The 11,826-nt window shown below is 61.6% G+C and carries 9 protein-coding genes, 1 tRNA gene and 2 pseudogenes; 6 read left to right on the forward strand and 6 right to left on the reverse strand.

Annotation, left to right across the window (positions count from 1 at the left end):
• Positions 1-135: 135 nt before the first annotated feature.
• Positions 136-540: pseudogene (locus tag JQ567_RS30120) on the forward strand (autotransporter domain-containing protein); the annotation flags it as partial.
• A 775-nt stretch (positions 541-1,315) separates the two neighbouring features.
• Here the strand turns inward: JQ567_RS30120 and JQ567_RS38955 are convergent.
• Positions 1,316-1,627, reverse strand: a complete 312-nt coding sequence (locus JQ567_RS38955) for a hypothetical protein (RefSeq protein ID WP_212442191.1) — start codon at positions 1,625-1,627, stop codon at positions 1,316-1,318.
• Positions 1,628-1,675: 48 nt separating this feature from the next.
• Positions 1,676-2,296: a TetR/AcrR family transcriptional regulator gene (locus tag JQ567_RS30130; RefSeq protein WP_212442192.1), complete on the reverse strand. Its 621-nt coding sequence runs from the start codon at positions 2,294-2,296 to the stop codon at positions 1,676-1,678.
• 140 nt (positions 2,297-2,436) lie between these two features.
• On the opposite strand from JQ567_RS30130, the gene JQ567_RS30135 reads away from it, so the two are divergent.
• The 4 genes and pseudogenes from JQ567_RS30135 to JQ567_RS30150 all read left to right on the forward strand — a co-directional run.
• Complete coding sequence (locus JQ567_RS30135; RefSeq protein WP_212442193.1) at positions 2,437-3,507, forward strand: NAD-dependent epimerase/dehydratase family protein; 1,071 nt, start codon at positions 2,437-2,439, stop codon at positions 3,505-3,507.
• On the forward strand, positions 3,507-4,586 hold the full coding sequence (locus JQ567_RS30140) for an MBL fold metallo-hydrolase (RefSeq protein WP_212442194.1): 1,080 nt from the start codon (positions 3,507-3,509) through the stop codon (positions 4,584-4,586). The genes JQ567_RS30135 and JQ567_RS30140 overlap by 1 nt, the downstream gene beginning before the upstream one ends.
• Positions 4,587-4,607: 21 nt before the next feature.
• Complete coding sequence (locus JQ567_RS30145) at positions 4,608-4,991, forward strand: enoyl-CoA hydratase/isomerase family protein (protein ID WP_212442195.1); 384 nt, start codon at positions 4,608-4,610, stop codon at positions 4,989-4,991.
• A gap of 188 nt (positions 4,992-5,179) precedes the next feature.
• Positions 5,180-5,301, forward strand: a pseudogene (locus JQ567_RS30150) (transposase); the annotation flags it as partial.
• A gap of 1,121 nt (positions 5,302-6,422) precedes the next feature.
• Here the strand turns inward: JQ567_RS30150 and JQ567_RS30155 are convergent.
• Positions 6,423-6,512 (reverse strand) — tRNA-Ser (locus tag JQ567_RS30155).
• A gap of 194 nt (positions 6,513-6,706) precedes the next feature.
• On the opposite strand from JQ567_RS30155, the gene JQ567_RS30160 reads away from it, so the two are divergent.
• Positions 6,707-7,051 carry a hypothetical protein gene (locus tag JQ567_RS30160; protein ID WP_212442196.1) on the forward strand — a complete coding sequence of 115 codons (345 nt, stop codon included), beginning with the start codon at positions 6,707-6,709 and terminating at the stop codon, positions 7,049-7,051.
• Between the two features lie 69 nt (positions 7,052-7,120).
• Here the strand turns inward: JQ567_RS30160 and JQ567_RS30165 are convergent, their stop codons facing one another.
• The 3 genes from JQ567_RS30165 to JQ567_RS30175 all read right to left on the reverse strand — a co-directional run bounded on the left by JQ567_RS30165 (position 7,121) and on the right by JQ567_RS30175 (position 11,129).
• On the reverse strand, positions 7,121-8,584 hold the full coding sequence (locus tag JQ567_RS30165; RefSeq protein ID WP_212442197.1) for a trehalose-6-phosphate synthase: 1,464 nt from the start codon (positions 8,582-8,584) through the stop codon (positions 7,121-7,123).
• Between the two features lie 208 nt (positions 8,585-8,792).
• Positions 8,793-9,629, reverse strand: coding sequence for a trehalose-phosphatase (otsB, locus tag JQ567_RS30170; RefSeq protein ID WP_212269001.1), 837 nt, complete (start codon positions 9,627-9,629; stop codon positions 8,793-8,795).
• A gap of 6 nt (positions 9,630-9,635) precedes the next feature.
• On the reverse strand, positions 9,636-11,129 hold the full coding sequence (locus tag JQ567_RS30175) for an MFS transporter (RefSeq protein WP_212442198.1): 1,494 nt from the start codon (positions 11,127-11,129) through the stop codon (positions 9,636-9,638).
• Positions 11,130-11,826: the final 697 nt, after the last annotated feature.

Raw genomic sequence — 11,826 nt, forward strand, 5'->3', positions numbered from 1 at the left:
CAGCTACTAGCGTGACATCGCAAAGGGCTCGTTGCAGGCACCAAGCCCGCAGGTATGGATATGGGAGCACCTGAGTCGCCGAGGCAACGAAATTCAACCCACTAAAAATTCGTTCAACCTCAATGGACGCCGTATGCCGCCGGGCGGTTTACGACGTTCGAACTGCCGAACTACGCCGAGCAGGCAATCGTCGGCAGCAACATCTTCGCGCTCGCCTATAACTCCAAGAGCGTCACCGACACTCGCAGCGAACTCGGCCGGCGCACCGACAAATCGCTCGCTATGACGAACGCGATCCTCACCCTGCGCGGCCGCGCACGACTTCAACCCCGACCGCAGCATCGGCGCCACGTTCCAGACCCTGCCGGGGCGAGCTTTGTCGTCAACGGCGCGCGGCAAGCGGCTGAGGCGGCGCTGCTGACTGGTTCCGCTGAAATGAAGTGGATCAACGGCTGGTCGGCGGCGGCGACGTTCGAAGGCAAATTCTCGAACGTCACCCGCAGCTACGCTGGCAAGGGCGTGGTGCGCTACGCATGGTAGCGACTTCCGCCAATGGCACTTTTGATGTCCGTTTGCCGGGACTGAAGCGGACGATCCGACTTTGCTGACCGACTTCCGCTTTTGGCACTTAGCCGACATCGGCGTTCGGCCTAATGTCCGCTTTGCGCCAGAAGCCGACCAACGCAGCGTTGCTACGCATCGAGCTCATCGCTCTAACCGTCCAACGGCTCGGCGCATGATGCAGTAGCTAGTAGCGAACGATGCCAATTGACGTCGCCGCGAAGGCACACGTTCCGGTCGCGGGACGCGCATCTGAGAACATTGGCCCTACCTCGCCGGTTGAGGCCCTATGCTTGCCGGCGTTGAATTCTTCGCCCTGCTATGGCAGGTTCAGGGCTACCCGAGGGGCTACACCCGGGGGCTACACCAGATGTTCCTGGCGTGCAGTAAGGCCTTATTTTACGGGGCTTTCTCGAAGCTGCTTTAAAGTGGCGGAGAGGGAGGAATTCTCTGCCAGGGTCCTATGGACCTCGAAAACCGCTGCAAGATCAGCGTTTCCAGACAACCGCGGTGGGTTGTGTGTACCGCCAGTATGTACCGAAACCGGTGGCTCAGCTCAAGCGGATTCGGTCGGATGGTAAACGCTTTCCACCGTTGCCCATCGAACATCGCGCGGCAACCGATCCGGAAGCCGCTTTATCCCATTAGAGTTCCGCGCGCACGCCACTCCACCGTTGCAACGGCCCTCCTTTATGGAGACACATGGACCGGATGCGGTTGCGGATGGATCTTGGCCCGTCTTGAAGCCGCTTACTTAAGGGCGAGACACGTTTGTGATGTCGTAGCCGACGCTTGTCTGGTTCTTCCTGTTGCGGATCTTCCGGATCACGATGCCGCCGACCTCGCTGGTTTCGGCGACGTGCGTTCCGCAGCAAGGGCGACCGAGACCATCGGTGACGAACACGATCCGGATCGGCTCTCCGTCCGGGACGTAGTCGGGCGAGAAGCCGATCAGCCGGGCGGCCTCCGCGCGATCTTCGACTTCCCGGATGCGAACCCGCTCGTTGCGTTCGGAACGGCGGCGCGTTGTAGATCGACGGGCCCATCTCGGATGACCATGCTTCACTACTCTCCTCGATGATCTGCGTTAGCGAACAACCGCGGTTCGTGGCCGTCAGTCGAGGTCGATCCCGGCCCGGAACGCTGCGCAAAGCGTCCGCACAACGTTGCGGGCCATCTTTTCGCTCGGCAAGCCGGCCGCAACGGCGGCGGCCACATGGGCTGGGTGGACGAACACGGTTACAGCATCCCGCACAACACCCGCCGCGGCCTCGACGTCGTCGATCCTAACCTCGCCACGTCGTCGCCCATCCGCAAGGATGCGCGCGATCAAAGTCGTCATCGCGACCGCGTATGCCGCGATGATCTCCGGCCGCTCTTCCACAATGCGGCGGTAGAGGCCGTAAACTTCGGGATCGGTCGCGAACCGATCGCGCTTACGAGCATGCAAGGCCAGTACCATGCCCTCCAGGCGTTCCGCGATGGGACCGTCCGTCTCGACGAAGCGACGTGCCATGTCCTCCTCGTCTCGCATCGCCTCGACGACCAAGGCGTCGAATATGTCCGCCTTTGAGCGGAAGTGCCGGTAGATCGTGGTGTGTGAGGTGCCAAGCCCACGAGCGATGTCGACCACGTTCGTTTTGGCCTCGCCGAAGCGACGTACCTGGATGCGCGCAGCCTCTAGGATCTGCGCGCGGAAGGAATGCTCATCGAGAGAAGCAGAGGGTTCGGGCATGGAGACCAGTAGGTTGCTTGCCCAGCCTACGGCAATCCAATGTCACAAACAATAACGAACATTTTATGAATTATGTTTATTGAATTATGTTCAGAGGAGTGCTAAGGAGGCATTGCAATCTGAACGAAGAGGATTTCCCCATGCCCGAACTGACCATCCCACCCGAACGACCTCGCATTGCGCTTGTCACCGGCGGCTCCGGCTTCGTTGGCGGACGCCTGATTTCGCACCTCTTGCAACGTGGTTGGCAGGTTCGCGCGCTCGCCCGAAGTCCTCAAAGCGAGGCCCAAGTCCGGGCGCTAGGGGCCACCCCAGTTAAAGGCAGCCTGGGTGAAGAGCAGGCTCTGAGGAAGGCCATGGCCGGCTGCGATGTCGTGTTCCACGTTGCCGCGCATTTCAAGCTGTGGGGCGAGCAAGCGCTTTTCGATCAAGTCAATGTCGACGGAACGCGCAACATAGTGAACGCAGCCGCCGCCACCGCAAGCGTGCGCCGGGTAGTGGCTGTCAGCGCCGCTGCAGTGGTGATGGGTGATCCCGCGCCGATGGTCGATGTGGACGAAACTCTTCCTCTGCAGGTCCGCGCCTTCTCGCCCTACGGCTCTTCAAAGGCCAAAGGAGAGCGCGTGTTACTGGGCGCCAACCGCGTTCGGCCTGACTTGGAAACGGTCGCTCTTCGTCCGCCCTTCGTCTGGGGAGATGGCATGCCGACCCTCCACGAGATGGTCGAGACCGTGCACGCCGGCCGCTGGCAATGGGTCGATGGCGGTAAGCAGGCGATGTCGAGCTGCCACGTCGACAACCTTTGCGATGCACTCATCCTCGCCGCAGACCGGGGCCGGGGCGGTGAGGCCTATTTCGTTGCCGACGATGAAAAAAGCACCCTTAAGGGCTTCATCTCGGCTCTGCTCTCCACGCGCGGCGTGAGCGTGTCCGACAAGGCGGTCCCGTTCCGGCTGGCGTGGACGATGGCCGGTCTGATGGGTGCGGTTTGGCGTTTGCTGCGCCTCAAGGGCCAGCCGCCCATCACCCGCCAGATGCTGCGACTGATCGGCAAGCCATTCACAATCCGCACCGACAAGGCCCGCGCCGATCTAGGGTACGCACCGCGAACCACGATGAGCAACGGACTTGCCGCGATGCGATCCGACAAGAGGTACCCCGCCGCTTTGGCTTCCCAACGGGGCGATCGGCACACCGTCGCGGCGTCCTGATGGTCAGCGTCAGACCCTCGCGCCGCGCCCTTGTTACAGGTCTCGCCGCTCTCGTTACGGGCGTCCTGCCGAATCGCGCGTCTGCAGGAACCAACGCCTATTACCAAGGTCCGGTCAGCGACCACTTCGACGGAACGCGCTTTTTCAATCCTGGCAGCCAGGACGAGGACCGCGGCCTGGTCGACGTGCTCCGTTGGCAGCTTGGCTCCCGTGCCACTGCTTGGCCGGGCGCACTGCCTGCCACCGTCCCAGATCTACCGCCGGCACGGTTGGAAAAAGGTCGTTGCCGCGTCTCGTTCATCGGACATGCGAGTTTCCTGGTCCAGGTCGACGGTCTCAACATCCTCCTCGACCCGGTTTGGTCGGAGCGCGCCAGCCCGCTCGCGTTTGCCGGGCCGGCCCGACACACTGCGCCTGGCATCGCCTTTGACAGCCTGCCGCCCATCGACGCGGTCCTGGTCAGCCACAGTCACTATGACCACATGGACCTCCGCACGCTTGGGCGTCTTTGGCGCCGCGACCGGCCCCGCATCATTGTGCCGCTCGGCAACGATGCAATCATTCGCGGCGCCGACCCCACCATTGTCGTCGAGAGCGGCGACTGGAATGACAGAGTTCGCCTGAACCCGCGGGTCGTCGTTCATTTTCGCCGGACGCACCACTGGTCGGCGCGCGGGCTCACCGACCGGCGGCACGCGTTGTGGGCATCGTTCGTGATCGAGGCGCCGGGTGGCGGCATTTACTTCGTGGGCGACACGGCCTTCGGCGATGGCAACACTTTCCGCGAGGTGGGCCGGGCGCATCCGCGGTTGCGGTTGGCGTTGCTGCCCATCGGGGGATACGCGCCTCGCTGGTTCATGAAGGACCAACATATGAACCCGGCCGAAGCCGTCGAAGCCTTCCGCCTGTGCGGTGCGCAGCAGGCGGTCGGTCATCATTGGGGCACATTCCGCCTTACGGACGAAGGCTACGATGAGCCGCCCCGAGACCTCGCAGCGGCGCTCGCACAGGCGGGGATGCCAGACCAATCGTTTGCAGCGTTACTGCCCGGCTCCGTGGTGCAGCTTGGCGCATCCTGACTTGCTGGCACGGGAGGTGTCATGGCGAATATGGACCTCAAGCCTCACGTGTCGGCGTACGTTGATGCGACTCCGGGGAAGGTAGCAGACTGGGTGAAGTTCGGCCCTGGCGGAACGACTCGCGGCAAGCATCGCTTCTCGAAGCCGGTCATCGCGGCTGTCAACGGATGGGCGCTGGCTGGAGGCTTCGAGACCGCGTTTGGGGCCGATATCCGCATCGCGTCGGAGAACGCACAGTTCGGATCGTTCGAGGCCCGTCGCGGATTTCACGGCGACGGAGGCATCGCTAGGATCGTCAATTTCTGCGGCGTCGGCATAGCGATGGAAATGCTGCTGACAGCCGAACCGATCGACGCGCAACGGGCGTTGCAGATCAATCTTGTCTCGAAGGTCGTACCCCCTTGACAAGCTGATGGCAACGGCGGAGGCCGTCGCGAAGACGCCGGGATCTCTATCAAGATCACGGCAGGTCAGGGAGGAAATGCCCAAGGGCGGCCGCCAATTTGCCAAGCGAGTTGGCTCTGCAGGCGGCTCGCGGATCTCTTGGCGAGGCAAACAGCCCCTGCCTCGAACAGAGAGACTGCCGCTGGGCCAACAAGCCGCGAGGCGTGCCGCGTGTCGATGACCCTCGCGTGCTGAACGGCATCTGCTGGGTGCTGCGATCCAGTGCACCGTGGCGAGACCTGCCTGAGCGTACGGCCCACGCACCACCTGCTGCACCTTTCCAGTTCGATCTGCGCAAGACAGCCGGTCGCAACGTCATCACCGACCATCCGTTCGCCTTTGCACCGGGGCCGGTGTAAGCGCGGAATGCCGCCACCGCGGACCGTGGTGATTTCTCTTCCGCGGTTACTTCAAGAATGGCAAAGTTCGACCGCCGCGGTGCTCCACCGTGGTGCTACACCGTCATTTTCCGGCGGTTCGAGAAACGCCTGTTTCTGAAGGACTTCTGCGCTATCGCAAAACGGTGGCGGAGAGGGAGGGACACTCCGCCAATTAGGTACTATCCGCCTGTTTTCCTAGAAAAAGCAGCAAATCCGGCGATTTAGAGGGATACATTGCGGACTACAAAGTGGACTATTTTTTGTAATTGCCATCCAACACACAGTCGTTCTCCCTAGGTGGCGTGGATGGCTTCCCTCCGCAAGTTCCGGATGTAAATCGTCGTTAATACGACGTCCAACCGGACGGCGCGCCAAGCAGCCCAAGTGGCTGAAATCAGGATGCGTCCGAGTACCCGGTGTCGTCGTCAAAAATCAATGAGCGAAGCCACCAACGGCCACTTCGCGCCACGAGCGGCCGTTCGCTTACCACGCATCAGGCGAAGACTGCTCGTGACATGGCACGCGCGCCCGCGGCTTAGCTGCCACCATCAATCGTACGCGACCGCAGAATATCGTAGTTTGGCGCGCATCTGAGCGTTGGTAGCGAGGAAGGACTCGCCCCCCCGGCCTTGGTGATGTTCTAGCGGTGCGTCGGCGGGCGATCGGTAGACTCAACGTTTTCCATAGCTGTTTCTACACCAACCCGCGGTTGCAGGTTCGAGTTCTGCCGCCACGTTCCAAAATGGTGACCACTCTGATCGCGCAGATGTCCGATTTGCTCGCTCCAATATCCAAATCTACGACGCGTACGTAGTCGACCTATACCAATGGGTCTGTGCGCGGTATTTCGTTGGTGTGGAGGTGCAGAAACAACGGCAAAGCGCAGTTAAGCTCAGCTCTCAACCGAATTTCAGAACGGATCACGCTGGCTTCCAAAACCCCGTCCCGCCCAGAAGCAATCCGGGAATCAACCGTCGAAAAACGAAGATTTACTTTATTTTTCAATAGGATATGGCGGAGAGAGTGGGATTCGAACCCACGGTACGGTTTCCCGCACACACGCTTTCCAAGCGTGCGCCTTAAGCCACTCGGCCATCTCTCCGGAGGCCCTCTCTTGAAGGGGCAGGACGGTTTTTGCAAGGGACCGCGGGCACGCGCGCTGAAATTTCCCCAATTGTTTGAATTTATTGGATAATTTGTATCTTATGTCCGCAGAGGCAACCGCTTGGCGCTGGGCCTTGAACCGGAATCAGGTTATCGCCGACGACCATGGGGCAACCATGGGCGGAGAACGGCATGATGATCACGCGGGCGCTTTCATTCGCCACCCTGATAGCGGCGCTGGTCGCGGGCGCGGCGGCCCCCGCAATGGCGCAATCCTGCACCCGTCAGGGCGTTGATGTCAGTTGCGACGACGGAAGGCGCGGCATCCTTTCGGGGGAAGCGATCATCTGGGCCGACGGCACGCGATCGAGCCTGGCCTCGCCGCATCCGAGCGTCATCATCGGCAACAAATCGTCCGTCATCGTCGGAAAAGGCGTGTTCGTCGGCAAGGGCAACGGCGTGGTGCCGATGGAGAATCCGAGCGATCCGCGCCGGGCACGCTGCCCGGTGCTGGATGGCGTTTCCTACTGCTACTGAGAGTCTAGGCTTTGGATTCTTGACGCGTTTTCTTGACGCGAACCGGGGGCCACTTCGCGTGAAAACGCTTTAATGATGATACCGCGCGCCATTATTGATGGAGCGTAGCGGCAACCGGGTCGGCGCATCAGCCATGACGGGTCCCAAAGGGCCTCTATCGAGCTGGCTTTCCTGCAGCGCGTCGATGAAATCGGCAAACCATTGCTGGATCGTGCCGCCGCGCAGCTTAGTCATCATCGCCTCCCAGCGCATCCGCCGTTCGGTCAGCGGCATCGAAAGCGCGGTTGAGATGGTGCGGGCCATGCCGTCGATATCGTGCGGGTTTACCAGCAATGCGGTGTCGAGTTCGTTGGCGGCGCCGGCGAATTTCGACAGCACCAGCACGCCGGGGTCGGCGGGATTCTGGGCGGCGATATATTCCTTGGCGACCAGATTCATGCCGTCCTGCAGCGGCGTCACCACACCGACCTGCGCGGTGCGGTAAAGCCCGGCGAGCACAGCCTGGCCAAAGCCCTTGTTGAGATAGCGGATCGGTGTCCAGTCGACTTCGCCGTGGACGCCGTTGACGTCGCTTACGAGCCTGGCGACATCGCTCTGCAGATTGCCATAGGCTTCGATCGCGCCGCGCGACGGGGTAGCGATCTGCAGCAGCGACACGGTGCGCAAAAGCTGCGGATGCAGCGTCCACATCCGGTCGAACGCCTTGATGCGGTTGATCAAGCCCTTGGAATAATCCAGCCGGTCGACGCCAATCGCGAGCTTCTCGCCATTCAGGCTGCGCCGCAGCCGCGACACATCCGGATGCGTCGTGGCCTTGGCGGCCTGCTGGGCGAATTTCTGCGGATCGATGCCGATCGGAAATACCGCGGCGCGGGTCCGGCCATAGCGCGAGACGACGACGCCGTCATGCACGGCGAGCCCGAGATCGGACTGCGCGTAAGCCAGGAAATTCTCGCAATCCTCTTCGGTCTGGAAACCGATGAGATCATAGGCCAGCATCGCCTCGATCAGATCGCGATGATGCGGCACGCCTGATATCACCGAGCGCGCCGGCCACGGCGTATGCAGGAAGAAGCCGATCGGCTGTGTCACGCCGAGATCACGCAGCTCGGCGCCGAGCGCGAGAAAATGATAGTCCTGAACCCAGAACGCGGAGTCCGGCTTTTTGAAGCGCAGCAACGCGCGCGCCATGAAGGCGTTCACTTCGCGATAGCTGACGTAATCCTCCTGGGAGGCGCGAATCAGGTCGGCGCGGGAATGCAGCGCCGGCCACAGCGCCGAATTCGCAAAACCCTCGTAATATCCGCCGTAATGCGCCGCCGGCAGATCGAGCATGGCCAGCGCGCCCGCCCCCAAGGCTTCGATTTCGGCGAAAGGTTCCTTCTGGTTCCCGTCACGAACGCGACCGCTGGAACCAACCCAAATCGCGCCGGATTTCTCGACAACGGGCAATAAAGCCGCCGCGAGGCCTCCGGTCATGGGTTCATTGGGCTTTCCGCGCGCAACGCGGTTAGAGACGACGACGAGGTTCACAGGTCCCCTCCTGTTGCTGCACTCGCGAATTAACAACCATTCATCAATATGGTTCCTGGCCAACCTTTCAACGAATTGAAACCAAATTCGGGCTGGCGCGGACGGAACTCACCCGAACTCACGAAAAAGAAAATTTTTCGCGAGATGACGGTGATGCGTCAGGGAACTGTGTTCTAAAACCGGCGCCATTTGCAAAATCGTGGGCCGATCATGGCAACGCCGCGTCTCTTTCGTCGTCGAGCAGATGCGCAAGAAACTCACGCACATCGCTCGGCGAATCGAAATGTCCCTGCACGCCTTGCGCGCGGCGGCCGACGGAGAATGCGAGACCATCGTAATCAGGCATGATGCCGAACACCGTTTCGTCGGTGACGTCATCGCCGATGAAGAGCGGACGGCGGCCCTTGAACGGTTCACGCGTCATCAGCTCGCGCACACCGGTCGCCTTGGTGAAACCAGAATGTTTGATCTCGCAGACGCATTTGCCCGGCAGCACTTCGATCGGCGCGTTCGGCAGGTCGGCCCTGATCAGCGACACTGCGGCATAGATCGCCTTCTCCGCATGCGGCGCCAGGCGATAATGCAGCGCCAGCGAATAGCCCTTGTCTTCAAGCAGTATTCCCGGGCTGAGCTTGGCAATCGCCGCAAGGCGACGCTTCAATTCCCTGTCCATCGGCGGCGCATGGGAGTCGACCGATTCATTGTCGGGATCGATGCGCATTTCCGCGCCATGGCCGCCGACGGCCGGGAATTGCTCCGGCGCGAAGATCAAGTCGATATCGTTGAGCGAGCGGCCGCTGACGAGCGCCAGCGCACCGTTGGTGCGAGCCAACAGCCGGTTAAGCGTCTTCGACAGCCCCGGCGGCACCCAGACCTCGCGCGGGGTCGGCATCAATTCGAGCAGCGTGCCGTCGATGTCGAGCAAAATGGCGGTTTCGCTCAAATGCGGCACCAGCGAGCGCGGCACCGGAACGGTTTCCGGCGCACCTTCCTCCTCGCCAACGATCTCATCTTCCAATGGCATTTCCAACAGATCCTCGTTCATCTCATCCTACTCCACAAAGGCTAGCGGTCGTGCGACAGTTTCGAGCGACTTGCGCTCGGCGGCGATGGCGTATCGCCACGCCACGGCTGCCGCAACGATCATCAATGCCGACCCCAACAGGTAGCCGGCGAAAACACTGGTGCGCGATCCCGTATCGATCAACACACCAAACAAAGCGGGCCCAATTACGCCGCCAATTCCGGTGCCGATCGCATAAAACAGCGCGATCGCCAGTGCGCGCACCTCCAGCGGGAACGTCTCGCTGACGGTGAGATACGCCGCACTCGCCGCGGGTGAGGCAAAGAAGAAGATCACCATCCAGGCGATCGTCTGGGTCTGCGCGGTCAGGGCTCCGATCGAGAACAGATAGCCCGACAGCGCCAGCAGTACGCCCGACACGCCATAGGTCAGCGTGATCATCTTGCGGCGGCCCAGCGTATCGAACAGCCGGCCCAGCAGCAGCGGACCCAGAAAATTGCCCGCCGCAAAGGGCAGGATATACCAGCCGACATGGTTGGCCGGGATGTTGAAGAAATCGGTCAGGATCAGCGCGAAGGTGAAGAAGATCGCGTTGTAGAAGAACGCCTGCGCGGCCATCAGCACGAGGCCAACCATCGAACGCTGGCGATAGACCGTCAACAGGGTGTGCGCGACTTCGCGCAGCGGCGTATGGCTGCGCATCCGCAATCTGATCTTCGGCAAGACACCCTTCGTCTCATCCCGTACCTGCCCCGCCGACTTCTCGATTGCATCCACGATCGCGTGCGCCTCATCGGGACGGCCATGGATCATCAGCCAGCGCGGACTTTCCGGAATCCACATCCGCATCACGAATACCACGAGGCCGAGGACGGCGCCGGTGAGATAAGCGAGCCGCCAGCCCATATCAGGGCCGATCCACGCCGGATCGAGCAGCACGATCGCGCAGACCGCGCCGAGCGCAGCCCCGATCCAGAAGCTGCCGTTGATCACGAGATCGGTCCAGCCGCGATAGCGCGCCGGCACCAGTTCCTGGATCGTCGAATTGATCGCGGTGTATTCGCCGCCGATCCCGGCACCGGTCAGGAATCTAAAGAGCGCATAACTTCCCACGCTCCATGAAAACGCGGTTGCCGCGGTCGCCGTGAGATAGACCGCGAGCGTGATGAAGAACAGTTTCTTGCGGCCGATCCGGTCGGTCAGCCAGCCAAAGCCGAGCGCACCGAGCACGGCGCCGGCGAGATAGGCGCTATTGGCCAGTCCGACATCGAAATTCGAAAAGCGCAGCGTCGGGCTTTCCTTCAACGCTCCGGACAAGGCGCCGGCGAGCGTGACTTCCAGCCCATCCAGAATCCAGGTGATCCCGAGCGCCAGCACGACGCGGGTATGAAATCCGCTCCAGCGCAAATCATCGAGCCGCGCCGGAATGGAAGTTTCGATGACGCGATCATTATCCTGCCGCACGGCTGCGGAGGCGGAATCATTCGCTGCCGAACGTTTCCCTGTCAGCTGCACACCCATGGGAATTGAACCAATGAAAAAACACCCGGAACGCCCCAGCCCCAAGGTTCTTTGGCCCGAATTAAGGCAGACATGGTGCCCGCCATCGGGAGACAACGTCCGCGTGGTGTCATGGTTCCCGCATTGCGGCATAGGACCCGTGCGGATTTAGCGCCGCGGTTCCTTCGCATCACACCAATGACGTCCACAATTGAAGTGACGTCCACAACTGTCGTCCCGGCGAAAGCGGTGGACCCAGTACGCCGCGGCTTCTCGGTTCGATCATTGGCGTCTCTGGGATACTGGGTCGCCCGGGCGTAGGCGGAGCGGAAGCGACGCCGTTCTTCGAACGGCTATGCCGGGCGATGACAGCCGGGTTGTGGCACACCCATTCCGTGGTCATTGCGCTTCTCAGCTCTCTCCACGCGTCGTCCCGGCCTTGAGCCGGGACCCATACTCCGTGGCAGTTATTGTTGCGGGAGGTATTTGACGCCTGCGCTCTTACCGATGGGCCGCGGCGTATGGGTCCCGGCTCGAGGCCGGGACGACGGCGGTGTTTGTTGTTGCACCATCATCCAAGCGCAGTTTTGCAATCTCGCGGCGCTGTGCGCCCGAGCTTTGCCAGAAACTTTCCGCCCTCCAATGAGAGGGCGCAGGGAAGACCGGGTGCGCGCTGCACCCGCGGTCTCGCGTGCGGTTTGCACAAAACAAAGTGCAC

The organism is Bradyrhizobium sp. AUGA SZCCT0431, assembly GCF_018131065.1.
Lineage (GTDB): Bacteria > Pseudomonadota > Alphaproteobacteria > Rhizobiales > Xanthobacteraceae > Bradyrhizobium.